Source organism: Thermoactinomyces sp. CICC 10522 (assembly GCF_016055075.1).
Taxonomy (GTDB): domain Bacteria; phylum Bacillota; class Bacilli; order Thermoactinomycetales; family Thermoactinomycetaceae; genus Thermoactinomyces_A; species Thermoactinomyces_A daqus.
In genome coordinates this window covers 267,788-291,731 of the sequence record NZ_JAECVY010000001.1, presented here as the reverse complement: position 1 = coordinate 291,731, position 23,944 = coordinate 267,788, and the positions used below count along the sequence as shown (strand labels likewise).

The 23,944-nt window shown below is 48.8% G+C and carries 21 protein-coding genes and 2 riboswitches; of the genes, 10 read left to right on the top strand and 11 right to left on the bottom strand.

Annotated features, from left to right (window positions below):
* The first annotated feature begins 345 nt into the window (after positions 1-345).
* Positions 346-1,575, top strand: coding sequence for an NO-inducible flavohemoprotein (gene hmpA, locus I8U18_RS01510; RefSeq protein ID WP_198059184.1), 1,230 nt, complete (start codon positions 346-348; stop codon positions 1,573-1,575).
* A 79-nt stretch (positions 1,576-1,654) separates the two neighbouring features.
* On the opposite strand, the gene I8U18_RS01505 is transcribed toward hmpA, so the two are convergent.
* From I8U18_RS01505 to I8U18_RS01485, 5 genes are all read right to left on the bottom strand, one after another.
* Positions 1,655-2,176 (bottom strand): 1,2-dihydroxy-3-keto-5-methylthiopentene dioxygenase, encoded by a 522-nt coding sequence (locus I8U18_RS01505; protein WP_033101780.1) that lies wholly within the window; start codon positions 2,174-2,176, stop codon positions 1,655-1,657.
* An 11-nt stretch (positions 2,177-2,187) separates the two neighbouring features.
* The gene (locus I8U18_RS01500; protein WP_033101781.1) at positions 2,188-2,841 is read right to left on the bottom strand and encodes a methylthioribulose 1-phosphate dehydratase; all 654 of its coding nucleotides are present in this window, start codon (positions 2,839-2,841) and stop codon (positions 2,188-2,190) included.
* Positions 2,838-3,497: a 2-hydroxy-3-keto-5-methylthiopentenyl-1-phosphate phosphatase gene (locus tag I8U18_RS01495; RefSeq protein ID WP_033101782.1), complete on the bottom strand. Its 660-nt coding sequence runs from the start codon at positions 3,495-3,497 to the stop codon at positions 2,838-2,840. Before I8U18_RS01495 ends, I8U18_RS01500 begins: the two co-directional genes overlap by 4 nt.
* The gene (locus I8U18_RS01490; RefSeq protein WP_033101783.1) at positions 3,494-4,735 is read right to left on the bottom strand and encodes a 2,3-diketo-5-methylthiopentyl-1-phosphate enolase; all 1,242 of its coding nucleotides are present in this window, start codon (positions 4,733-4,735) and stop codon (positions 3,494-3,496) included. Before I8U18_RS01490 ends, I8U18_RS01495 begins: the two co-directional genes overlap by 4 nt.
* 197 nt (positions 4,736-4,932) lie before the next feature.
* Positions 4,933-5,088, bottom strand: a riboswitch (SAM riboswitch).
* Between the two features lie 51 nt (positions 5,089-5,139).
* Positions 5,140-6,336: a pyridoxal phosphate-dependent aminotransferase gene (locus I8U18_RS01485; protein WP_232336273.1), complete on the bottom strand. Its 1,197-nt coding sequence runs from the start codon at positions 6,334-6,336 to the stop codon at positions 5,140-5,142.
* Between the two features lie 99 nt (positions 6,337-6,435).
* Here I8U18_RS01485 and I8U18_RS01480 point away from each other — a divergent pair, with 99 nt between their 5' ends.
* From I8U18_RS01480 to I8U18_RS01465, 4 genes are all read left to right on the top strand, one after another.
* Positions 6,436-7,227 (top strand): carbon-nitrogen family hydrolase, encoded by a 792-nt coding sequence (locus I8U18_RS01480; protein ID WP_198059187.1) that lies wholly within the window; start codon positions 6,436-6,438, stop codon positions 7,225-7,227.
* A 121-nt stretch (positions 7,228-7,348) separates the two neighbouring features.
* Positions 7,349-7,515, top strand: a riboswitch (SAM riboswitch).
* An 89-nt stretch (positions 7,516-7,604) separates the two neighbouring features.
* The gene (mtnK, locus tag I8U18_RS01475; protein WP_198059188.1) at positions 7,605-8,819 is read left to right on the top strand and encodes an S-methyl-5-thioribose kinase; all 1,215 of its coding nucleotides are present in this window, start codon (positions 7,605-7,607) and stop codon (positions 8,817-8,819) included.
* Positions 8,819-9,877 carry an S-methyl-5-thioribose-1-phosphate isomerase gene (gene mtnA, locus I8U18_RS01470; protein ID WP_198064418.1) on the top strand — a complete coding sequence of 353 codons (1,059 nt, stop codon included), beginning with the start codon at positions 8,819-8,821 and terminating at the stop codon, positions 9,875-9,877. Before mtnK ends, mtnA begins: the two co-directional genes overlap by 1 nt.
* Positions 9,878-10,337: 460 nt before the next feature.
* On the top strand, positions 10,338-11,396 hold the full coding sequence (locus tag I8U18_RS01465; RefSeq protein WP_255518396.1) for a protein-L-isoaspartate O-methyltransferase family protein: 1,059 nt from the start codon (positions 10,338-10,340) through the stop codon (positions 11,394-11,396).
* A 328-nt stretch (positions 11,397-11,724) separates the two neighbouring features.
* Here the strand turns inward: I8U18_RS01465 and I8U18_RS01460 are convergent, their stop codons facing one another.
* Together I8U18_RS01460 and I8U18_RS01455 are read right to left on the bottom strand one after the other, a co-directional pair.
* A complete protein-coding gene (locus tag I8U18_RS01460) occupies positions 11,725-12,204 on the bottom strand; it encodes a GNAT family N-acetyltransferase (protein ID WP_033101787.1) in 480 nt (159 codons plus the stop codon).
* A gap of 146 nt (positions 12,205-12,350) precedes the next feature.
* Positions 12,351-12,770: a hypothetical protein gene (locus tag I8U18_RS01455; RefSeq protein ID WP_033101788.1), complete on the bottom strand. Its 420-nt coding sequence runs from the start codon at positions 12,768-12,770 to the stop codon at positions 12,351-12,353.
* An 877-nt stretch (positions 12,771-13,647) separates the two neighbouring features.
* Between I8U18_RS01455 and I8U18_RS01450 the strand changes: the two genes are divergently transcribed.
* On the top strand, positions 13,648-15,528 hold the full coding sequence (locus I8U18_RS01450; RefSeq protein WP_198064416.1) for a right-handed parallel beta-helix repeat-containing protein: 1,881 nt from the start codon (positions 13,648-13,650) through the stop codon (positions 15,526-15,528).
* Between the two features lie 36 nt (positions 15,529-15,564).
* Here I8U18_RS01450 and I8U18_RS01445 read toward each other — a convergent pair whose 3' ends face one another.
* Positions 15,565-16,395 carry an aldo/keto reductase gene (locus I8U18_RS01445; RefSeq protein ID WP_033101790.1) on the bottom strand — a complete coding sequence of 277 codons (831 nt, stop codon included), beginning with the start codon at positions 16,393-16,395 and terminating at the stop codon, positions 15,565-15,567.
* 455 nt (positions 16,396-16,850) lie between these two features.
* Between I8U18_RS01445 and I8U18_RS01440 the strand changes: the two genes are divergently transcribed.
* Genes I8U18_RS01440 through I8U18_RS01430 form a run of 3 tightly spaced genes read left to right on the top strand, consistent with a single transcriptional unit; the run spans position 16,851 to position 20,795 of the window.
* On the top strand, positions 16,851-18,437 hold the full coding sequence (locus I8U18_RS01440; protein ID WP_198064415.1) for a spore germination protein: 1,587 nt from the start codon (positions 16,851-16,853) through the stop codon (positions 18,435-18,437).
* Positions 18,434-19,648 carry a Ger(x)C family spore germination protein gene (locus I8U18_RS01435; protein ID WP_198064414.1) on the top strand — a complete coding sequence of 405 codons (1,215 nt, stop codon included), beginning with the start codon at positions 18,434-18,436 and terminating at the stop codon, positions 19,646-19,648. Before I8U18_RS01440 ends, I8U18_RS01435 begins: the two co-directional genes overlap by 4 nt.
* Before the next feature lie 16 nt (positions 19,649-19,664).
* Positions 19,665-20,795 (top strand): GerAB/ArcD/ProY family transporter, encoded by a 1,131-nt coding sequence (locus I8U18_RS01430; protein WP_198064413.1) that lies wholly within the window; start codon positions 19,665-19,667, stop codon positions 20,793-20,795.
* Here I8U18_RS01430 and I8U18_RS01425 read toward each other — a convergent pair.
* Complete coding sequence (locus I8U18_RS01425; RefSeq protein WP_198055281.1) at positions 20,751-20,969, bottom strand: YczF family membrane protein; 219 nt, start codon at positions 20,967-20,969, stop codon at positions 20,751-20,753. The two genes, I8U18_RS01430 and I8U18_RS01425, sit on opposite strands and share 45 nt — an antisense overlap.
* Before the next feature lie 398 nt (positions 20,970-21,367).
* Here I8U18_RS01425 and I8U18_RS01420 point away from each other — a divergent pair, with 398 nt between their 5' ends.
* On the top strand, positions 21,368-22,708 hold the full coding sequence (locus tag I8U18_RS01420) for an Nramp family divalent metal transporter (RefSeq protein ID WP_033101793.1): 1,341 nt from the start codon (positions 21,368-21,370) through the stop codon (positions 22,706-22,708).
* 299 nt (positions 22,709-23,007) lie between these two features.
* Here I8U18_RS01420 and qoxD read toward each other — a convergent pair whose 3' ends face one another.
* Complete coding sequence (gene qoxD / locus I8U18_RS01415) at positions 23,008-23,304, bottom strand: cytochrome aa3 quinol oxidase subunit IV (RefSeq protein ID WP_033101794.1); 297 nt, start codon at positions 23,302-23,304, stop codon at positions 23,008-23,010.
* Position 23,305: 1 nt separating this feature from the next.
* Positions 23,306-23,920, bottom strand: a complete 615-nt coding sequence (gene qoxC, locus I8U18_RS01410; RefSeq protein WP_198055279.1) for a cytochrome aa3 quinol oxidase subunit III — start codon at positions 23,918-23,920, stop codon at positions 23,306-23,308.
* Positions 23,921-23,944: the final 24 nt, after the last annotated feature.

The following is a 23,944-nucleotide window of genomic DNA, read 5'->3' as shown; positions in this document are numbered from 1 at the left end:
CATTTTTGGGGTATGGGTATTTTCTTTCCCGTACCTTTTTATGTGCCTTTGCCTTAAAGGCACGAGCCAGGCACCGCTCCGTTGCCCCCCTTCGATTCACATCAATTACTGATCGGGAACAGTCGATCTTTCTGCGGACGACGGAATCCGTAACCGGCCGACCCGTCCATTCCCCAAACAAAATAGCTCCTCTATCGGAAAAGTCCGAATTTTTCCGCAAACACAACCGTGCCATCTCCTTCCCGTTCACTTATTTGCCAAATTCGATGTGATTGAAATCACAGCACCCTCTTCATTCTTAAATTCATAATAAAATTACACTAAAACAACAGGAGTGAATGGAGTATGGCCCAACTGACAACGCTAAATCCGGCCTCCATGCGTCTTGTCATGGAAAGCGTTCCGTTTTTGAAACAACACGGTGAAAAAATCACCACCGTTTTTTACCAAAAATTATTCAGTAACCATCCGGAACTACTGAATCTCTTTAATCAGACCCATCAAAAACAAAAACAACAGCAAAAAGCGCTGGCGGAAATGGTCATGAGTGCCGCCATGCATTTGCAAAACCTTGAAGCGATTGCCCCGGCGATCACCCGCATCGCCCATAAGCATCGCAGTCTTGATGTAAAACCGGAACAATACCCGATTGTCGGTGAAAATCTGCTCGCGGCGATTAAAGAAGTTTTGGGAGAAAAGGCGACACCGGAAATTCTCAATGCCTGGGCTGAAGTCTACAGCTTTTTGGCTGATCAGTTTATTCGGATTGAGACTCAACTAGCGGAAGAACTTCTGCAGCAGCCCGGAGGTTGGACCGGCTTCCGCGAGTTTGTGATCGACAAAAAAGAAAAAGAGAGCGATGTGATCACTTCTTTTTATCTTGTGCCCAAGGACGGGAAAGCCATCTGCTCCTTTCAACCCGGACAGTATATCAGCGTGAAAATGGACATCCCGGGAGAAAAGATCACGCATATTCGCCAGTACAGTTTATCTGATTCTCCAAGCAAACCTTATTACCGGATCAGTGTGAAACGGGAAGACGGAAATGATCAGTTTCCCGCCGGCATTGTTTCCACCTTTTTGCACAACCGGATCCTTGAAGGGGATTCTCTCATGATCAGCGCTCCGGCCGGAGACTTTGTTTTGCAGGAAAAAGAAAACCGCCCGGTGGTTCTCATCAGCGGCGGCGTCGGCCTCACTCCGCTGGTCAGCATGCTGAACACCCTGGCAGAGCGCAGACACGACGTCCCGGTCACCTTTATTCATGCCGCCCTGAACAGCCGGGTTCATGCAATGAAAGACCATTTGCGAAATCTGGCCGAGCAACATGACAACATCCGCTATTTTGTCTGCTATGAGCAGCCGAGCGATGAGGACCGCCGCCTGAAAAACTTTGACAAGGAAGGCTATCTTGATCTGGACTGGCTGAGATCGCTGATTCCTTCACCGGAAGCCGATTTCTACTTCTGCGGTCCCGTTCCCTTCATGAAAGTGGTCAAATCGCTCCTCGGCCAATTGGGCGTAAAAGATACCGATATGCACTACGAGATCTTCGGTTCCGCCATTCCCATTTAATCCATGTCGAAAACCCGTACTTCTTGGCTAATCTGCCTGTGAAATACGGGTTTTTTTCTCTGATCAAACACGGGTGTTTTTACTCTTTCTCGTAAATCGGCACCCATCCTTCTTTCGTTTTGAAAATCCGGACAGCCACCACTTTCCTGTCCTCCATCAAGGTAAAGTAATGGCGGTAACCCTCGGGAACGGAAATGAGATCGCCCGGCTCCAGCTCCACATCAAAATAACGGCCATTTGGTCCCTGGATGGCAAAAATGCCATGTCCGCTGACAATGAAGCGAACTTCATCGTCGGGATGATGGTGTTCTTTCTTGAAATTTTGCAGGAGTTGTTCCAAGTTTGGCGTTTCCGGGGACAAGGCCACGATATCTTCGGTGATGTAACCGCGCCGCTTGGACAACTCGTCTATCTCCGCGCGGAAAGTTTGAATGATCTCCGCTTTTTCCTCATCGGAGAGGTTATATTTTTCACTGAGGTGGGCGGGCAATTTGGAAATGTCCCAACGTTCGTAAATCACTCCTTGCCCGTTCAAATAGCGGCTCACTTCTGCCGGATCAGACAGGCGTTCGTTATTGTCGTGGAAGCGCAATTCTGCCATGATGTTTCCCCCTATGCATGAATGGTTTTCATAAACTCCGGATCAGACGACAATCTGCCCAAAATAGCCATTTTCAACTGATATGAAAACAAAAATTCCAAAGCCTCCAAATGCTTTTTGGCGGCAAATCCATTTTCACCCCAGACAGTAATGCCGTGATTGCGAATCAGCACTGCTTTTGTCTGCGGTGTGATAACACGCCCGACCTCTTTGGCCAATCGCTTCAGATCTGCGTGATTTTCCACAATCGGCACCGTCAGCTCACCGTCTTCTTCCCAGATGCCAAACGCTTTGATCAGCTCCTGCCCGCGAAAGGTGATTTCTCCTTGTTCCGCATACAACGCGGAGATCACATTGTTATCCACCGTATGAACATGCAGGATGCAACCGGCATCGGTCAACCGGTAAATTTCCAGATGAATCCCCGTTTCGGCCGACGGTTTCAGCGGGGTCTCTTCCAACGGGGTTCCATCTGCGCCGACCAGCAAAAAGTCTTCGTCGGTGCGCTTGCGCTTATCTTTTCCGCTGGCCGTAACCAGGCAGGAAAACGGAGAATCGCTCACCTTGATGGAGAGATTGCCGCTGGTTCCCGGAAACCAGTCCCTTGCCGCCAGCTCATCTTTGATCTCGGCCAGCTCGTTCCATCGCTTCAGCAAGTTGCTCACGCGATTACCTCCTTTCCGGCCAGGGCGTCACGAATATCAAAAAAAGAGGCAAACGGCGTATAAGCCAACCCTTCCTCTTCACATTTCTCCTGCAAAAAATCCCGGGCAAATACGTGATCGGCCATTTTCGCAGCTTCCAGATCCGTGATCGAATCCCCGATCACGATCCGCTGATACCGGTCACCGGCAAACTTTTTGAGAATCGCCGGTTTGCAGAGGCCGCAATCATTATGGCAGGTGTCATCACAGGGATGGGGCCAGCGGATTTGAATCGTTTCGCCGGAAAAATCGCTGCCGTTGCAGTAGATCTGCTCCTTTTCCACCAACCCTTCGAGCATGGGATAAACGAAAAAGTCGATCCCGCCGCTGACGATAAAGAGAGGGATCCCCCGCTCGCGGGTATAATCGACGAACTCCTGGAATCCTGCGCGAATCCTTGCTGTTCGCTGCACAAAGGAGATGATCTCCTGCTTGAGGCCGGAGGGGAGGAGGGCAAACATCTCTCCCACTCCCTGCCGGATCGAGACCCGTTTGCTGAGCACATCATCTTTGATTTGCTCCCAGCCAGGCGGGGCAAATTGCTTCATGATCGCGATAATGTTATCCGTCTCGGTGACGGTTCCGTCAAAATCACAGAAAATAACCGGTTTCTTCATTTTTTCACCACATTCCCCCACAATTCCAGCGCCTGTGCCAGTTCCGTCTCCGTTTTCGCGGCTTTCTCCAGGGTTTTACCGTTCAAAACAGCGTCCACCGCCTGGCGAAAAGCTTTTCCGCCCGCCTCTGCACCGCCCGGATGCCCGTGGACACCGCCTCCGGCATTGATCACGCTGTCGATGCCAAAATCCTGGATGAGCGCCGGGACCATTCCCGGATGGATACCCGCTGACGGTACGGGAAAGGCTTTTTTCACTCCTTCCCAGTTGCCAGTTAATTCACTCGCAATCCCAAGGGCTTTTTCCTTCGGCAGCGCGACGCTTCCGTAAGGAGACGGAAACAGCACGAGATCGGCACCGGCCAGACGGAGCAATTTGCCCATTAACAGAGCATGTTCAAAACCGTAAAACTCCGACGGGGTCAATGCGCCGGATACAGCGGGGTGCGCCATGATCGGAACCGTGATCTGCGGATCTTCCGCCAGTGCTTGCAATACATCGAGACCATAAGCAAAGACGTTGAACAACAGCGCACTGGCTCCCAATTCAACGGCGCGCCTGGCTTTCTCTTTCAATTCGTACGTGCGGCCGGTCAGATTGACCGCGTACAGCGTTTTTTCGCCCGTTTCCTCTTCCGTATCCAGCAATACCCTCACAGCTGTTTCAATTCGCTTTTCAAACGGGGTAAGGGAATTGTCAAAGAGAATTTCATCATCTTTGACCAGATCGACGCCGCCAAGAGCCTGCTCCCGGAGCTGGTTTTGGAAATAATCCAGATCGCGGCCGATGACGGCTTTAAAGATGCTCATCGTCAGCGGCCGGCCATAAACGCCGAGCCTTTCCCTGATTCCTTCAACCCCGTACTTCGGTCCGGGAAATGCCTGAAGCAGCTCTTCAGAAAAATCGAGGTCAATTAGTTTGACTTCTCCGTCCAGCGACAATTTTCCAAATACCGTCGTCAGAATCGCTGGCAGATCCGGACTGAAATTGGCCGCTGGATAGGCGATTTTGAGCAGGGCGCGCTTCCGGCTTTCGCCAAAATAACCGTTCACCCGTTCCTCTTCCGGCAGCTCCGTAATCCCAATCACATTACCCTTGTGCCGTTTTAACTGCTCTTGCTCGATTTGCGGCAAGTTGGTCCACGAGCCGACCGTCAGCCCAAGGGCAATGCCTTCCGCTTTTTTCTCCCACTCCCCTTTGCGGTCGTGAACGAGATAGGTCGCAATGATTTGACTCACTCTTTTCATCTCCTGCGCAAAAATTTTTGGAACGTTCGCAAACGGACAACTTCTATGTGAATAAATCCTGCTCCAAATATCATCCTATGGCGGTTCCCGGCTGCAAAAGAACCTTGCAAAATCGCTCCTACACCGGGACCAAATAAAAAAACCTCTCCCGCGGAGGAAGAGGCTTTTTCATTACGGTACCGCCCTTCCTCTCATCTTTCAGCTTACGCTGGCAAGAATTAGCACCGTGCCTTGCGCGGTTTTCCCGCGGCCCCAGACGTATGCTGGTGCCCCATCTCACGATGGCATTACGGTCGGTTGCTGGGTTTCATCGGGCTTGTCCCTCCACCGGCTCTTGATAAGAGAAAATAAAAAATTCCGTTCCAATTTTCATTTTTGCTTTATATTATGACAGGTTATTCTTTGGCTGTCAATCTCTTTTCAAACAAAGACAACTTGGCAATCCGATCTGCCGCTTCGATCAAACGCTCTTCCGGCGCCAGGAGCCCGATTCGCACGTATCCTTCCCCGTGCTCACCAAAGCCGATCCCCGGAGCCACCACCACATGGGCTTCATTCAACAAGCTGTCGGCAAACTGTTCGGAGGAAAGGCCATTCGGCACCGGCAACCAGCAGAAGAAGGAACCGCTCGGCGCTTTCACCTCCCAGCCGTTTTCCCGCAGCCGTCCGATAAAGGCATTTCGCCGCCGTTCATAGGTGGATGCCAGCTCGCTCACACAAGTTTGCGGCCCCAAGAGAGCAGCTTTCGCCGCTTCCTGAACGGCGCCGAACAGACTGCAATAAAAATGATCCTGAATGAGGTTGATCGCTTCGATCACTTGGGCATTTCCCACGGCAAACCCAACCCGCCATCCGGCCATGTTATACGTTTTGCTCAAGGTGTATATCTCAATGCCCACCTCTTTTGCACCCGGAATGCTTAAAAAGCTCGGCGGCTTTACGCCGTCAAAACCGATCGCCGCATAAGCGAAATCGTGAACCACACAAATGCCGTGCTTCTCCGCCAGACGAACCGTTTCCTGAAAAAATTCGGGTGTGGCCGAAGCGCCAGTCGGGTTATTGGGATAATTGAGAAAAAGCAGCTTGGCCCGGTTCAGCGTTTCTTCGGGGATGAACGCGTAATCGGGCAGAAAATCATGTTCCGCGATCAGTGGCATTTTGGCCATCTCCGCCCCGGCCATCGCAATCCCGGACCAATAATCGGGATAACCGGGATCAGGTACCAGCGCCACATCTCCGGGATTGAGCACGCATTGGCTGATTTCGACCAGACCCGCTTTGCCGCCGAACAGAACGGCCACTTCCTTCACCGGGTCGAGATCGACGCCGTATTCCCGTTTGTAAAAAGCGGCCACCGCTTCTTTGAGAAAATCATAGCCGCGGAAAGGAGAATATTTATGATATTCAGGATTGTCCGCCGCGCGTTTCAGCGCTTCGACGATATGGGGAGGTGTGGGGAGATCGGGATTTCCCTGCCCCAGATTGATCACATCATGACCGGCCGCAACAAAAGCCCTCGCTTTCCCGGTCAATTTGGCGAAAAATTGTTGCGGCAAACGCTTGAGCGCATCAGAGACTTCAAATTGCTTCAACTGCCTCACTTCCAATCTCTCGCAAATGTTCTTGAAATTCAATAGAGTTATGGTATATGTTTGATTAAAATCTGTCAAAACATTTTTGGGGGAAACCTTATGCGTCTTCAACTCGCTTTGATTCAGATGGATATTTCTTTTGGAAATCCCGAAGCGAACCGGCAGAAAGTGATTCAAAAAATCGGTGAAGCCGCCTCGCATAAAGCCGATATCATCGTTCTTCCCGAACTGTGGAATACGGGGTACGACCTGTCCCGCCTCGATGAAATCGCCGATCCTGACGGCACGGAAACGAAAACGCTGCTACAGGATCTCTCCAAAAAACACCAGGTTCACATCGTCGCCGGCTCGGTCGCCAAAAAAACCGCTTCCGGCTTTTACAATACCCTGTACGCCTTTGACAAACAAGGCATCCAAGCCGGTGAATACAGCAAGGCACACCTGTTCGGCCTGATGGAAGAAGATCGCTATCTGCAGGCGGGAAGCCGGCCGGGACTATTTACCCTCGGCGATCTTCCTTGTGCTGGCGTGATCTGTTACGATATCCGCTTCCCCGAATGGACGAGAACAGCGGCCTTAAGCGGAGCTGAACTGCTCTTTGTGCCGGCCGAATGGCCACAGGCGCGCCTGGATCACTGGCGGCAACTGCTGCTCACCCGCGCCATCGAAAATCAATGGTTTGTGATCGCCTGCAACCGTGCCGGAAGCGACCCGAACAATGTTTTTGCTGGCCATTCGCTCGTGATCGACCCATGGGGCAAGATCATCGCCGAAGCGGGAAGCGAAGAAACGATCCTGTATGCGGAAATCGATCCCGAGCAAGTGGCGGAGGTCCGCTCGCGCATCCCGATTTTCAGCGATCGTCGTCCGGAATTGTATACGAAAGAGTGACAGTCAGAATTTGTCGGCAGGCTCATCATTTACGGATTGACATTCACCGGCAGAGCGTGTATTATTCGATTACGAATCAACCGAATTCCATGCGGATACAAAAATTTCATAACATAAAAGTCTCTTATCAAGAGCAGGTGGAGGGATTTGGCCCGATGAAGCCCAGCAACCGACCGTAATGCCATCGTGAGATGGGGCACCAGCACGCAGTCTGGGGCCGCGGGAAACCGCGCAAGGCACGGTGCTAATTCCAGCGAAACGCCCTTACGCGTTTTTGCAAGATGAGAGGCTTGGAGTGAAAATTCCGAGCCTCTTAAACAAAAGGGGCTCTTTTTTATTGCCCCATCGGAAACCCGAGTGACAGGAGCTGATTCATGATGAGCGCACCGGCAACAACCGGCTATCAAACCCTGACGGAAGAAACTGTCGTCAAAATCATCGAACCCTTGCGATTTTTCACCGGTGAAGGAGAATTGAGAGTAAAAGAAATCGGGGATGGAAATTTAAATCTTGTTTTTCATCTGACTGAACCGGCCAGCGGAAAGTCGCTGATCGTCAAGCAAGCGCTTCCCTATGCAAAAGTTGTCGGCGAGAGCTGGCCTCTCTCTCTCGACCGGGCCCGCATCGAAAGCGAAGCGCTCAAAAAAGCGGCAGAGTTTGTACCTGATTTGGTGCCGAAAGTGCTGTACAGCAATGCCGAACTGGCCGTTACGGTAATGGAGGATTTGTCGGATCACACCATTCTGCGTAAAGGGCTGATCGCGGGCAATCAATATCCGAAATTGGCCGAACACGTCGGCACCTTCCTGGCACAAACCCTTTTTCATACAAGTGATTTCTATCTGCATCCCTTTGCAAAAAAAGCACTGGTTCAATCCTTTATCAACCCGGATTTGTGCAAAATCACGGAGGACCTCGTGTTCACCGACCCGTTTTTCGATCATGAAACCAACGATTTCCCCGATGAGCTGAGACCGGATGCTGAAGCGCTGTGGGAAGATCAGGAACTGAAACGGGAAGTGGCCCAACTGAAATTCGCCTTCCTCACCCGGGCAGAAGTACTAGTTCATGGCGATCTGCATTCGGGCAGCATTTTCGTCACCGGTGAGTCAACGAAGATGATTGATCCTGAATTTGCCTATTACGGTCCGGCCGGCTTTGATCATGGGCACTTTTTTGCCAACCTCGCCCTGAGCGCCCTTTCGCACAATTATCACACAAAAGAGCCGGGCTCCCGGTCTGATTACCAGGAATGGCTGTTCAGCGTGATCCGCGATACCTGGCACCATTTCGCCGAACAATTCGGTGAACTGTGGAAAAACAAAGGAACGGAAACCTATACCAAAGTCCCGGGGACGCTCAACGACTTTTTGCAGCAAACATGGACAGATGCCATCGGCTTTGCCGGATGTGAGATCATTCGGCGCACCATCGGGCTGGCCCATGTCGCTGATCTGGACTCGATTGAAGACCAGGGTGTCCAAATTGAATTGAAACGGCGTGCGCTGCGCCTCGGCTCCTCTTTAATCAAACGGCGCAATCAGCTCCCCGATGTTGAATCGTTCATCGCCGCGCTGAAAGGAGGAATCTGATGACAACGGTTTTATCTGTCGAATACAGGCGGGATCATGTTCTCATTCTCGATCAAACCCTTCTCCCACAGCAACAGCATTTTATCCGCTGCACGACAACAAAAGAGGTGTGGGAATGCATTCATGCCCTGAAAGTGCGCGGGGCGCCGGCGATCGGGATGGCGGCCGCCTTCGGGCTGGCGGTATGGGCCAACCGCTTCCCCGGCCTCAACTTTTCCGATTTCCTGGTCAAACTGGAGCAGGAGCACCGCTTTCTGGCCAGCTCCCGTCCCACTGCCGTCAATTTGTTCTGGGCGCTGGAGAGGGTCACGGCAGCAGCGAAAAAGGCTTCATCCGTACCCGAGGCGGTTCAGGCCATCGAAAACGAAGCCATGCAAATCCAACAGGAAGATGAAGCGGTTTGCCGCAAAATCGGCGAACATGCGCTGGAGTTGCTAAAGGATGGCGATACCATTCTGACCATCTGCAATGCCGGAGCCATCGCCACCGCACGATACGGTACGGCACTTGCCCCGCTGCACCTGGCAAAGGAATACGGCAAACAACTTTCCGCTTATGCCTGCGAAACACGTCCTCTTTTGCAAGGAGGAAGGCTGACCACCTGGGAACTGCTTCAGGCGGGGATCGACATAACTCTGATCACTGACAACATGTCCGCCCACACGATGAGAACAAAGGGGATTTCGGCAGTGATCGTCGGATGCGACCGGGTCGCCGCCAACGGGGATACGGCCAATAAGATCGGCACATTCGGATTGGCGCTGCAAGCCCGGGCCTTAAATATTCCGTTTTATGTGGCCGCGCCGACATCAACCATCGATTTAAAAACACCTTCCGGAGAAGAGATCCCCATCGAGGAACGCAATCCGGAGGAGGTAACCCATTTCGGCGGTAAACGCATTGCCCCGGAGGGGGTCAAAGTATTTAACCCGGCCTTTGATGTCACTCCCTACGAATATATCACCGCCATCATTACGGAAAACGGAATCGCCCATGGAGATTACGCCCGGGAATTGCCGCGGCTGGTCAATCAGGAAAAGGCCATCATCAAGAAATAAAGAAAAAATCATTGGACGACTGTTGATTAACCGTTTTGCCCTGGAATTTATGCGCAAGCATCCCGGTTAACCGAGCCGTTTTCCACATCAACGATGTGATCGCGTTTGCATTAGGGCGTGCTCTTCCCCAAAGGATCACGCCCTGCTTCCTTGCAAGCCGGTTTCATGTTCTCGGCAATTTCCCTCTTCGGGCTCCCGGCATGATTCAATCACCCCTTCTCCATCATCCACCCCTGTGATCAAATCCAATTTAAGAAACCGCAATTTTCATCTTAGCTACTTTTCTCTTGCAAAAACGCGGCTGCCGGCAGTCTCTGTTTGATCCCGCCCTTTCCACCCCCATTCCCATTTCACCAAAGGAAAAAAATCCTGCAATCCCCCTCTCCTCCCTCTTCTACATCGCAGAGCAACGACCCGCTTCTTATATTTGTGATTCCGACAAAAAATAGAGGAATTCAAAATGAAACGTGAAAAAGATCATATCATCGGTTCATCCAGACCGGCAGAGAGGAGGAACAAAATGACTACGATTGCGGAAGCGTTTGAGCGCGTAAACCGTGAAAAGTTTGTACGAAAGGAGGACGGGAGCCTGATTCCACAGATTTCATCTGATGATGCAATCCGTGCCAGCCTTGAATTGTTAGATGTACAAAACGGGCAACGAGTGTTGGAGATCGGAACCGGTTCGGGATATAGTACCGCTCTGTTAGCCTCCCTTGCAGGTTCCAATGGCAGGGTTGTCTCAGTTGATGTTGAACCTGAACTCACTGCTCGTGCTCGTCAGATGTTTAAAAAGCAAAATATACATCATGTGCAATTCGAAACACAGGATGGGCGAAAAGGCTGGGAAGCTGATGCCCCGTATGATCGTATTGTGGCTTGGACAACCCCCGATCAACTTCCGGAAGCGTGGAAACATCAATTGAAAGAAGGAGGTTGGATCGTATCTCCATTCCAAGTGCTTCCGATAGCGGACACCAATGTCGTAGTCCGGTTGATAAAAGTGAACGGTGAACTTAAAGCAGATGATGTGATTCCCGGCTCCTTCATTGCCATGACTGAAAAAACACCGGAGAAGTTTTTCGGTGCTTCGATTCATGCTCATTGGGCGGGAGAAGGAGAGAATCCGTGGTGGGTCAGTTCATCATGGATGAAAAAATCCTTTGATTCCAATTGGGTTAATCGCTTTCTCCATCTGAATCCGGCAACTCCTCCTTTTCCAGAAGTCGGCGATGACCTTCGGGCGTACTTACTGGCGATATCTCCCGACGGTCTGACTACTGCGAACCATCCGGAGCACGGGAGTTTCATCGGTTATAGCAGTCAGGCAGGGTTTGCATTGATCTCTTTAAGTCATCATCGATTGCTCGCCACAGACCAGAGGTATACAAACGTCTTGATCAGTTGGCGGGAGTCGTGGCAAAGACAAAAACGGCCTTCCTACAGCCGCATCCAAGCACATGTTATTGGAAACCAGGTTCGCGTTGAACTTAAGAATTCTGATGGCAAATCCAGTTGAAGTTATCTCAAGATACAGACAAAACATCCGGTTTCAAACGGAGATAAGCGGAATAACCCTTTCGCATCCAGAAATTCCAGATCCATTTGGACGGCAACCGGCATACGTCAGATTAAATATTGATTCCAATTTTTTCTTTCGTAATATTCATCAGCTTGACATAAAATTGATTGTCGATACGAATAAAGAATTGCGCACAGAACCAAATCACCCCGAAACAAACAGGCTACCCAGGCAATTGGGTAGCCTCCTTTTCAAGGGCAGTGGCAGGTGTAGAGCGATTTTATTCTCAATTGGTCAAAAAACAGAAAAGAGACTTGCCTTGAAGTCATTTTGTTAAGCTACGATGTTGCTTTGTCGATTTTTCGTATACCTTTATTGACCCGCCATGAATACCATATGCTTCTGTTATATGAGTCCACCCATATTTTTCATAATAACCTTCCAGATCAGTAGCTAAATAAAGTTTCTCATATCCTTTTTTATAAGTCTCTTGAACGGCATGTTCAAGAAGGCGGGAACCCATTCTTTTCCCTCTGTGCTCCTGATCGACGTATAGACAAGCAAGCCAAGGGTATAGATCTTGACGACTGTTAAGATCGTTTCGGATTAACGCGTATGTGCCAATAATCGATTCGTTCTGCAGCGCAACGTAAAATCTGGGGATTTCATCTTCAGTCTGGCACGAATGAAACATACAATCTTGATAAAACTTGTAGTTTCGTTTATTTCCCCATTGTTTCCAAAATACACCGACAGCTTCATCAAACAAATCTTTTCTTTGACTCAATTCAAGTATCACAAGCATTTCCTCACCTTTTCATTTCAAGTATTCTCCCAATCCAGAAACAGGATAATATACAATTACCGGACAAACATGATTGCCCGCCTTGAGATAGAATCTGAAGCTGACGGGAAAATCCGCAGAGCGGACGGCAGAGGATGGGAAAAGAATTACCCGCTCTTACTCTCTTTCAGATCAATTCGGGATATTAGACACAATAACCCTATGAAAATAAAGATAAATCCTGGAATAAAAAGAACAGTAAGAGGATCATCTCCATTTGCCAAGCCGTTTGACCAGTCATGAACGGCAACCCATATACAGAAAAGGCCCAAAACGGTAAAAATCCATCCACATACGTTAGTATATACTTTTATTTGTTTGGGGAGCGAATAATACAGAGTCACTATTGTATAAAAAAGTGCAACCCAGAAAAATGCCGCATAAGCTTTTGATGCTTCAGCCACACTTTCTTTGAAAATGTCATCGCCGAATAAGACGAAGACTGAAGATCCAAGCAACATAAGCCCACTCAAAATATTAAGTACGGACATAATAATGATAACATTCTGTTTTTTAAGCATCTCCATAATACTACCTCCAACCTTGGTTTTCTTCACACTCTTTTAGGATTATCCCCGTTCCCCTTCTGATCCTTAAAATCGCTTTCTCCCTCGCCCTGTATTCCAACGCTTCGCATTGTCAGCGGTCGAAGTTTTCAGCACTCTATACCCTTTTGGCAAGCTGGAGCACCGTCATCGTACAGCCCGCCTGAATCCTCAACAATGGTTAATCTGGTATTCCAACCATTGCAGAAACAACAACTGCCAGAAAAGTCTACTATTAATTTTAATATTATCTGACTATTGCATAAAATGAGAAAGCCCCGACAATTAGTCTGCCGGAGTTTAACCATCCTCCTGCCGCAATGTATTGATTGGAGCAAAGAGGGATTTGTTAGCACATCTATTGTCACTAGTCAGAGCCGCGGTCAGGGGCGTTGACCGAGCAAGCTATGTCAAAGCCTCTATCTAATTACCTTGATTCATATTTCCTGATCCCTTTTGCCGCAAAATGAAAAATTAATGTCCATAACGTGAATGCCCAAAAGAACGTCCGAGCAATGAAAGAAAACGAAATATCCGGCTGAGTGCTTTCATCGTAATCATCCCTCTTTTTTAATAAAAACAGCGTCTGCCAAGGAGGATAAGACGGTCAAATTATTTCTCAGGAATTTCAAAGTCTGCTTTTGGCCGTGCTGAAATGCGGCCGGCTATGGCATAACACAGATGAGAAATTTTTCCCGCTTCCCCAGGATCTTTCCCCGCTGCTTCTTAAAGTGATTTCCACTCCCCTCCCGATTTCACTTCACTTTTATCACCGACGGGACACGATCGCTTTCCGTGAGAGGATTACCCCTTCTTTTCACCAATATACTTATATAACTGTCAAGACAGGGGTGAGTATATGGAAGCAGACTCAATCAGACGGATCTGCCATCTGGACCAGTTTCCGCGATGCGAAGGGGAAAGCGACGATACCCCCCGCTTTCGCCGGGCAATCGAGGCTGTTCCGGACGGTGGCTTGCTCATCATCCCCGACGGTCATTATTTCGTGAAGGAAATTGAGATCGGCAAAGCCGTATCCCTCCGCTTTGAAGGAGTGGCGCTGTTGGAAGCAACCGACACATCCACCCGCTATCTTTTGAAATATGCGGGGAAGGAAAGCCCGTGCGGCTACGTTCTGGCTGCTCCGGCCGCACGCGGTGACCGCAGTGTGATGATCGCAGGCAGCGCATGTGATTTACAGACCGGCGACATGATCCTCCTTGTTGACGATACCTGCCGCCACTCGGACCATCAGGCAGAAGTCAATGCAGAAACCCATGAAATCGCGGCGGTTCAACCTGCGGAAAAACATACGGAAATCGTGCTGAAAGATTTCGTCCGCCTGCCCAAAACCATATCCAGAACCGGGCGAAACCTGGTAAAAATCGAACCGCTGGACCATGTGACTGTCGAAAACTTCCGCTATCGCTTGAAAGAAGGAGCCGTCTGCGGTTTTGGAATCTGGGCCAAACATATGCGCAATTTTCGCGTCAGCGGCCTGGACGGGGAACGCAGCGTTGAATCGGGCATCCAGGTGCGGCGCAGCCTTTACGTTACGGTGGAGCGCTTTCACCTGCGCAATCCGCAACAGATCGGCTCAGGACAGGGGTATGGAATCCAGTTTTACGGCGGAAACAACCATGTGATCATCCGGGACGGAATTACCTGGAAGATGCGCCATTCGGTTGATTTGGAAGGAACATTCGATGCTTTGGTCGAAAACGTCACCGATTATGAGGGACAAGGAGTCTCCTTTCTGATCTCCCACAACGGATGGTGTTCCGATATCACCTTCCGGCAATGTCAAGCCATCCGGTCCCGCTCCTCCGGATTCGTCGCCGAATCCCAAGGCGTCCCGGATCCTTTCTCTCTTTTCCATCACAACATCCAAATTTTGGATTGCCGATGGCATCGGGATCGAAATCCATCCGATTTGGCCGGTTATGGTTTCGGGGTTTGGCTCAAATGCCCCGTCTCCGGACGAATCTCCAACTTTCTCGCCCGTTACGGCGAAGGCGGTTCCTATACCCCCGGTCAGGATAACGGCGCCATCCGCCTTTTGCCCGTCGGAGTGGATATGACACTGGAGGGGATTCGCGGGGAAGGGCTGAGACGAGGAATTATTCTCGCCCATACCGGCCCCTCAAGACAACTCTCCCCCTCCGACAGCATCCACCTGCAAAACGTCACCCTGAGCCATTGTTTCTCTGCCCTGTATATTCAGCATGGAACCGGCAAAAATCTCCTGATCCGCGATCTGACCGTGCATCATATCGAGAAATATCTGATCGAGGGAAACGCTGTGGGAGGATACCGCCTTTTCTCCATCGACGGATTAACCGTCACGGATTCTCCCAACCTTACACTTTTCGGCGCAATACCCAAACCGGATGTGAAAAAGGGTCTGGCCGGGTCGCTCGGTCACGTCCGTTCAGATCAGGAATGTTCCTTGACAGACTTGAAATCCGGGTGGTCATTAACCTATGAAGACATATTTTTGAGAGGAAACGGCCTTTCCTTGACTTTTTCGGGACGGATGGAAGATTCCGGAGCAAATGCCCTTCCCGACGGAATTATCGAAGGACAAACCCTGACCCTGATCTCGCTGTCCACAAAGCCATTTTGCATTCACAGCTGCAACATCCGGGCGAAAGGAAACAGCACCTCGCTGATCCTGTCACCGGAAAACCGGAGTGCCATGTTGTGCTGGCAAAAGGGTTACTGGATGGAAATCATGTAAAAACCCCGGTACAATACCGGGGTTTTTAAGCGGGACTCAGAAATTGAAATTGTCCGGGTCGGGTCCGAAGCGATGATCTTTGTTGAGAGCGTCCAGTTTAGCCATGTCTTCCGCTGACAATTCAAAATCGAACACGTCGGCATTTTCCTTAATCCGATGTGCTTTGACCGATTTTGGAATCGTGACGACGCCGTGCTGAAGATCCCACCGCAAGACGATTTGCGCCGGAGTTTTCCCGTATTTTTCAGCCAGCTCTTTTATTTCCGGCACATTTACCACTTCCCCTTGCATCAGCGGGCTCCAGGCTTCCAGCTGAATCTGCTCTTCCTTGCAGAAGGCGCGCAGCTCTTTTTGCGTCAAGTACGGATGAAACTCCACTTGGTTTACCATCGGTTTTACTTCACAATCTGCAAGCAAATCTTTTAAATGATGCACTTGGAAGTTGCTGACACCGATGGCCCGTACGCGGCCTTCTTTATACAACTTCTCCAGCGCTTTCCAAGTTTCTTTGTATTTTCCCTTTACCGGCCAATGCACCAGGTACAGATCCACATATTCCAGTCCCAGTTTATTCAGGCTCGTTTCAAATGCCCGCAGGGTGGAATCATAGCCTTGATCCGCGTTCCACACTTTTGTGGTCACAAATAAATCTTCGCGGTTTACACCGGATTCTTTAATCGCCTTGCCCACACCTTCTTCATTTTGGTAAGCCGCCGCGGTATCAATGCTGCGATAACCCAATTTAATCGCTTCTTTGACCGCATTTTCCACTTCGGAGCCTTCTTGTACTTTCCATACCCCCAAACCGAGCCAGGGCATTTTCACACCGTTGGCCAGGACGGTTGTATCAGCGAGGTGTTTTGCCATATGTATCCCTCCGATTACCTTTTTTTAACTTAAACCGGCACTCCATCCAGTCAGAAACCGAAGTGCCCTAGTTTGATTCCCTGTTTTTATATTAACTAAACTTTAGACAGTTAATTCCATATGTACAGGCGTATTGATGTGCATTATTCCGGAAGATTTGGAGTGGATTTTTGGGTCTCTGTCTCTTGTCGCATTGCGCGGAAGCAATGAAAACCACTTCTGCACCAAACTTCGGGGGCGGGCAAAACTTGCGTTCGCTCAAATATTTGCCCGCGTTTTCCCCTGCGTTTGGTGCTTGTGCTCTGTGCGAAGACGACAATGGACGTTAAAAAATCCCCCCCCGTCTACATCCCGTATATCATTAATCAACATACCTGATTTCCCATAAACCGGAATAGCAAAATAAAAAATGAAAAACACTATTTTTATCATAGTAAAAGGCTGGGTGATAATCCATGTTCTTTTCCCGATACCGGAACCGGCAACCGGCCTCTGGCACCAAGAAAAACCAAAACGAACCGATTGATCCGTCATTGGATCAACTCTTTAGCTACATCAAACAAGAATTTAGCGAAAGCCCCGATTTCGTAATCCGCACTTTTTCCGCCGGGAATAACAATGAAACCCGATTCGGGATCATTTATTTAGAATGTCTGGTAGACGAAAAAGTAATCGATGAATGGGTGATTAAATCCCTCACCTTAGCCTCCGGGTTGCTCCCGAAGGAATTCGACGATGAAGCACTGTCATTTGATATGGTCAAAAATCGCGCTTTGAGCATCGGAAAAATCGCCATTCTCGAGACAAAGGAAAAAATCATCAAATCGATTTTATCCGGCAATGCGGTGCTGGTCGGTACCGGATGGAAAAAAGCTATTTCCTGTTCCACTGCGAGCGAGAAGTCGCGGCCAATTTCAGAGCCGACGGCACAATCCGTCATCCGCGGCCCTCTGGACAGCTTTACCGAATCGATAAAAGTCAATCTATCCCTTATTCGCCGCCGTATCCGCAGCCCTCATCTAAAAGTGAAATCTCTGGATCTTGGTCATTTTACGCACACGAAGATTTTTGTTTTGCATATAGAAGGGATCGCCAATCCCAAAATTGTCAATGATGTACTGAAACGACTGAAAGAAATTGATATAGACAGTGTGTTGGAATCCGGTTATATCGAAAGTTTTCTTGAAGAAAAGACCTTTACTCCGTTTCCGACCGTTCTTACATCAGGGCGACCCGATGATATTTGTGGGAATTTGATGGACGGGCGTGTCGCCATCCTGGTAGATAACAGCCCTTTCGCACTGGTCGTTCCTTCTTCATTCAGACATCTCTTTATGGCCAGCGAAGATTATTACCAACGATATGATATTGCCAGTTTTCTTCGTTTGGTCCGCTTTGTCTCTTTTTTTGTATCGTTGGTTCTTCCCTCTCTCTACGTGGCCCTGATCACGCATCATCCGCAGATGTTACCTACTTCGCTCCTAATCAATCTGTCGGCGCAGCGCGAAAATGTACCGATCCCCACCCTGTTTGAGGCGATAATAATGGAATTAATGTTTGAAGTGATACGGGAAGCGGGAATTCGCGCTCCGCGGGTATTAAGTACTGCGATCACCATTGTCGGAGCAATTGTGCTGGGGCAAACAGCTGTATCTGCGGGTTTAGTTACACCAGCCATGGTCATCGTCGTAGCGATCACGGGACTGGCCAGCTTCGTCAATCCTTCCTATGAGCTGGCAATCACGGCCCGGCTGATCCGCTTCGTGATGATGATTCTGGCCGCTACGTTCGGGATGCTCGGCATTACGTTAGGGCTGGTCGCGATGATCTCGCACATGAATTCGCTAAGTTCCTTCGGCGTCCCTTATTTAGAGCCGTTCTCACCGCTCAACCTAAAAGCATGGGGAGACACCTTTATTCGCCTTCCCCTATGGATGATCAGAAAACGGCCGGCTGATCTTCACCCGCTGAAGAAAAACATGATAGCCAAATACCGTTTGCGCAATGGCCGACCTAGCAAAGAAGAGGATGGATCAGGATGAGATTAAATGGTAAAAAGCTAAGGCTCATCCAGCTGGGCCTGATCATGTGCCTGACCTTTCCGATCTCCGGATGTTGGAATTACTTTGAATTAAATGAGCTATCCTTTGTGACCGCGGTCGGGTACGACCAAGGCAGGCACTATCCTTATCGCTTAACATTTCAAGTCATGAATCCTAATAATATAGTTCAACAGCCTATCGGCGGAGGTGGAAAGGGAGGTTCTCCTATCACGGTTTATACAGGAGAGGGCAATAATATCATTGAAGCCATTCAAAATGCATCCAATAAGATCAGCCGACACATGAACTTCTCTCATACACAAATCATCGTGATCGGCGAAGCTTTGGCGCGCAAAGGAATTGCTTCAATCTTTGATGCAAAGGAACGCTCTATGGAAGGGCGCATCAATGTTCCAGTTTTAATTGCCCGCGGGACAACAGCGGAAAACGTCATCAGCGCTCTCACTCCGCTTGATCAGATCCCTGCTTACAACTTAGCTCAAAAAGTTTTAATAACAGAAGGGACACCGAGTAAAGCCTTGAATCTCACTGAAAACGACGTTGTTAGCATCTTATCAACACCAGGAATCGATTTAGTTTTAAGCGGCGTCGAATTATCCAATAACGGAAAGAAAGCAACCGAGCAGCAGTCGTTCCAATCAACCTCGCCGCCTCTGCTTGCTATCTCAAAAATGGGATTGTTTAAAAAGGATAAACTTGTGAGTTGGATCAATAACTCTGCCGCGATCGGGACCATATTTCTCTTGGACAAAATGAAACACGGAACATTTAGCATTAATTGTAAAAACAAGCCCAGTAAAGTAGCGATTCAAATTAATTATTCCAAAACAAAAGTAGAAGCGAGTATGGTCCATGGAACCCCCACTTTTCATATTACGGTTCGGACCAATGGCGATATAAAAGAAACCGATTGCCCCCTCAATTTTGAAGATCCAAAAGTCCTCAGTATGCTGGGAAAACAGTCTGCCAAAAAGATTGGCGAAGTCATCCAAAGTGCGATTCATGCTGCCAAGCAGGTCAAGACCGATGTTTTCGGATTTGGTCAGGCCATCCACCGCGCCTCCCCACAATCTTGGAACAAACTGAAAAACCATTGGGACGATTTGTTTACCAAAGCGAAAGTAAACCTCGATATCTTTGTCACCATCACAGACTCGGGCTTGCGAAAAAAACCTTATGAGTTCAAATAGGAGAAAGGGAGAGAACATGACAAAGAATAAATGTACCCACACACAGCTTATCTTTCTCATTCTGCTGCAACAATTGGGCAGCAGCATCGTCGTCAGTCTGGGAATTCAAGCTAAGCAGGATGCATGGATTGCCATATTGGCCGCGTTGGTTGGCGGCCTTGCTTTACTCTGGCTGCATATCAAATTGCATCAACTTCATCCCGATGTGCCCTTAACCGGGGTTATTCGAAAAATATTGGGAAAATGGCTTGGCTGGCCGCTTGCCCTTCTCTACGTTCTCTACTTTATTTATGTTGGAAGCAGGGTGTTGCGCGATCTTTCTGATCTGTTGAAAACAGCTTTGCTAAACTATACCCCTCTCTCTGCCATTAGTGCTTTTATTATGATCTGTATAGTCTATGTTTTAAGCCATGGACTCGAAAATTTGGGGAAGACCGGAGAGATTTTCGGCATGATCTATATTCTGAGCATCTTTTCCATTCTTGCTGTTTTGTTCATTACCAACGTATTTAATCCGGACCGAATTTTACCCGTTGCCGAAGACCCCATGCTTATTGTAAAAACAGCTTATCCTCTCGTCTATACGTTCCCGTATGGAGAAATCATTCTGTTCAACATGCTGTACCCTTATGTGCAAACCAATCAATCGCTGTATAAAATCACCGCGATAACCATGATCTTCAGCGGATTGCTTTTATCCTTGATCCTGGCTGTGATGGTGGGTGTACTGGGGCATGAAGTGACATCCCGTTCCACTTTTCCTTTATTGAGCTCGCTAGGCAAGGTCAACCTGCTTTACTTTTTGCAGCGTCTCGACAGTTTGGCGATCGTCATCTTGGTCATCGGTGGCTTCTTTAAAATCGCGCTCTTTTTAATGAGCGCTGTAATCGGAGCAACTGATCTGTTTAAAGGAGAGCAAAAAAAGTTAGTGACACCGATCGGTGCCATCTTATTTGTCCTCTCCCAATTTATCGGGGCCAATATTGCTGAACATCTGAGCGAAGGGGAATATTTTGTGCCCCGCTACCTGCATTTACCCATGCAAACGGTTATTCCGCTCTTGTTGTTCTTGATCGGATGGATCAAAAAGAAACGTGCCCGTTCATCTGACCAGATTCATCCCCCACCAAATCAGGCTGCGCACTAGCGGATAAACCAAAAACGAAACCGTTAAAAAAATGGCCATATAATCCATCATCTCAAACGGATAAAACATTTTTTCGATCGATTCCCCCAAGGGAAACCCGATCGCCAAATCAATTCCGACAATGAACAGAAGGGACGTGACCAATAAAAATAAATAAATGCCGATAGTTCTCATCTTCATCTCTCCTCTCTTCAATGCTAGTGTCTTGCTTTTAATTCAAGACATGCAAAAAATCACGACATGGAACACTTTTCTCCTTTACCCATAAAATAGAAACAAACGCTTTATGTAGGTAAAATCGAATCCCTTCTAAAAATAATGATTGAATAAATAACTATTTCCTTTTATTATTTGTATAAGGGAAACTTTTTTAGCCTCCCTCTACAATTTAACCATAAGCAAAAAACAGAGGGCATGAAACACCTCTTGGAAAGATCCTTCATTCAAGTGATTGGGTATAGCCATTCTGTCCTTATCGGCCAAATGAGATTTGGTTCTATTTTTTACCGCAAATTTTGCCCTTATGCAAAAATAATGGCTCCGTACATAAAATAGAAGAGGAGTGTGTCAAGATGAAGAATTCGATGATGCGGATGGATTGGGGAGGGTGGAAAAAAGAACGGACCATTCCCAGTCTGCCGGAAGTTCACCGTTCTCTTCCGGTTCCGGCCAAAGGTTCCTGGTTTCGCAAATTCCTCGCTTTTGTCGGCCCCGGTTATCTGGTGGCGGTCGGTTATATGGACCCGGGCAATTGGGCAACCGACATCGCCGGCGGTTCCACCTTTGGCTACCCACTGCTCTTTGTCATTCTGCTCTCAAATCTGATGGCCATTTTATTGCAGACACTCGCCGGCAAATTGGGCATTGTCTGCGGTCGGGATCTGGCACAGGCATGCCGCGATCATTATTCCAGGCCGGTATCCCTTTTCCTCTGGGTCTTGTGTGAACTGGCGATTGCTGCCTGCGACCTGGCCGAACTGCTGGGAACTGCGATCGCCCTGCAACTGCTGTTTCATATTCCGCTGCTAATCGGCGTTCTGTTGACAGCAGTTGACATTATTCTGATTTTGCTCCTTCAAAACAAAGGGTTTCGCTATATTGAATCGATCGTCGTTTCGTTTATGGTGGTAATCTTTCTCTGTTTCGCCGTGGAACTGGCGTTGGCCCATCCCACATTGCACGAAATCGCCAAAGGGTTTGTGCCAAGCAGCCAAATCATTACCAATCCCGATATGCTTTATATTGCCATCGGTATCTTGGGTGCTACGGTGATGCCGCACAACCTTTATCTTCATTCATCCATTGTGCAAACGCGAGCCGTCCCCCATACGACGGACGGAAAAAGAGCGGCGATCCGCTTTGCCACCCTCGATACAACGGCCGCCTTGTTCTTTGCCCTGTTTATCAATGCGGCGATTCTGATTCTGTCGGCGGCCAGCTTCCACAGCTTCGGCATGGTTGTGGATGATATCAGCAAGGCCTACCAATTATTAAGCCCGATATTGGGCACCTCCGCCGCCAGCATTTTATTCGGCGTGGCCCTGCTCGCATCGGGGCAAAATTCCACCTTGACCGGCACTTTGGCCGGACAGATCGTTATGGAGGGTTTCCTTGATCTCCGGTTAAAACCGTGGTTGCGCCGTCTGATTACACGGCTGATCGCCATCATACCGGCTGCAATCATGACCGCTTTGTACGGGGCGCAAGGAGCCATGGATCTGCTGGTTCTGAGCCAGGTGATTCTCTCGTTGCAATTGCCGTTTGCCATTGTCCCGCTGATCAAGTTTACCGGTGACAAAAGCAAAATGGGAAGCTTCGCCAATCCCCGCTGGCTGCAAATACTCGCCTGGCTCGTCGCCGTCATTATCATCGCGTTCAATCTCGTTTTGCTGGTTCAGATATTTTACTCTTGATGATCAATGAAATGATGACCGAAAATCGGAGGAGGTTGGAGCCCGGACTCTTTCCTCCTTTTATTTTTAGAAAGAAATCATAGCGGACCGCTTCAGAACCAATGGGGAATTCCGTTTACACATCATGCCGAAAAATCAGTTATGTCATATCGAAACATAAGCGTTATCCACATGTAACAATCTTGAAAAAAATCGTAATAAAACAGACAAGTTTGTTTTTTTCGTGATATAATATAATCAAATCAAGCACATGCATAAAAAAACCCAAGGCCCGCATCAAAACGAGCCTTGGGTTTCACTCACATTGTATTGTAGAGCATGATCCAGATCGAACCGGCCACCGTTGCAACCGCAACAAAAATGCCGTAGAGCAGATTGATGATCTGGAACACTTTGCTGTCCCCTTCACTGATGTGCATGAAGTAAACCAATTGAACGACAAACTGGAAAATGGCCAGAATCACGATAATCGTCAAGCGCAAACCCACGGGAATCGGCGCTTTTAATGTGACCCAGAGAGCCGCAAAGGTAAGGAGCAACGACCAGATAAACCCGATAATATGATGCTTTGGTGAATGATGCTGTGTTTGTTCCATATCAGGTCACCACCCCTGTCAAATATACGGCTGTAAAGATGAAGATCCAGACCACATCGAGGAAGTGCCAATACAATCCCGTAATGAACGCTTTACGCGCAGTCATCGGAGTAAAGCCGCGTTTGGCAATTTGGGCCATGACACACAAGATCCAGAGAACCCCGAGGCTGACGTGGGCACCGTGCGTACCCACCAGAATGAAGAAACCGGACAAAAATGCGCTTCGGGAAAGACCTGCCCCCTCCGATATATAAGCGACGAACTCACGGATCTCCATGCCGAGAAATCCGAGGCCAAGGAGAAGCGTGATCGCCATCCAGGCCATATAGCCCTTTTTATTTCCTTTTCTCATTTCCAGCACGGCCAAGCCGCAGGTAAAACTACTTGTCAACAGCAGCAACGTTTCAATCATGAAATCCCGTACTTCAAACAGCTCTTTGGAAGTAGGACCTCCGGCCGTTTGCCCGTGCAAAACCAGGTATGTGGCAAACAGCGTCGCAAACAGAACGATCTCCGCCCCCAGGAAAATCCAGAAGCCAAAAATCTTCAGGCTTCCTTCTTCCGTTGAGTACTCCAAGGGGCCGGAGGAGGTGGCCTTTTCGCTTATTGCAGCCATCCTGACATCCTCCTTACCGCATGA

Coding starts and splice junctions, on each gene's coding strand:
- I8U18_RS01440 (WP_198064415.1), top strand. CDS start 16,851: ATGTTCTTTTCCCGATACCGGAACCGGCAACCGGCCTCTGGCACCAAG.
- mtnA (WP_198064418.1), top strand. CDS start 8,819: ATGACAACGGTTTTATCTGTCGAATACAGGCGGGATCATGTTCTCATT.
- I8U18_RS01420 (WP_033101793.1), top strand. CDS start 21,368: ATGAAGAATTCGATGATGCGGATGGATTGGGGAGGGTGGAAAAAAGAA.
- I8U18_RS01505 (WP_033101780.1), bottom strand. CDS start 2,176: ATGGCAGAATTGCGCTTCCACGACAATAACGAACGCCTGTCTGATCCG.
- I8U18_RS01495 (WP_033101782.1), bottom strand. CDS start 3,497: ATGAAGAAACCGGTTATTTTCTGTGATTTTGACGGAACCGTCACCGAG.
- I8U18_RS01450 (WP_198064416.1), top strand. CDS start 13,648: ATGGAAGCAGACTCAATCAGACGGATCTGCCATCTGGACCAGTTTCCG.
- I8U18_RS01465 (WP_255518396.1), top strand. CDS start 10,338: ATGAAACGTGAAAAAGATCATATCATCGGTTCATCCAGACCGGCAGAG.
- I8U18_RS01435 (WP_198064414.1), top strand. CDS start 18,434: ATGAGATTAAATGGTAAAAAGCTAAGGCTCATCCAGCTGGGCCTGATC.
- I8U18_RS01445 (WP_033101790.1), bottom strand. CDS start 16,395: ATGGCAAAACACCTCGCTGATACAACCGTCCTGGCCAACGGTGTGAAA.
- I8U18_RS01430 (WP_198064413.1), top strand. CDS start 19,665: ATGACAAAGAATAAATGTACCCACACACAGCTTATCTTTCTCATTCTG.
- I8U18_RS01460 (WP_033101787.1), bottom strand. CDS start 12,204: ATGCTTGTGATACTTGAATTGAGTCAAAGAAAAGATTTGTTTGATGAA.
- mtnK (WP_198059188.1), top strand. CDS start 7,605: ATGAGCGCACCGGCAACAACCGGCTATCAAACCCTGACGGAAGAAACT.
- hmpA (WP_198059184.1), top strand. CDS start 346: ATGGCCCAACTGACAACGCTAAATCCGGCCTCCATGCGTCTTGTCATG.
- I8U18_RS01455 (WP_033101788.1), bottom strand. CDS start 12,770: ATGGAGATGCTTAAAAAACAGAATGTTATCATTATTATGTCCGTACTT.
- qoxD (WP_033101794.1), bottom strand. CDS start 23,304: ATGGAACAAACACAGCATCATTCACCAAAGCATCATATTATCGGGTTT.
- I8U18_RS01425 (WP_198055281.1), bottom strand. CDS start 20,969: ATGAGAACTATCGGCATTTATTTATTTTTATTGGTCACGTCCCTTCTG.
- I8U18_RS01480 (WP_198059187.1), top strand. CDS start 6,436: ATGCGTCTTCAACTCGCTTTGATTCAGATGGATATTTCTTTTGGAAAT.
- qoxC (WP_198055279.1), bottom strand. CDS start 23,920: ATGGCTGCAATAAGCGAAAAGGCCACCTCCTCCGGCCCCTTGGAGTAC.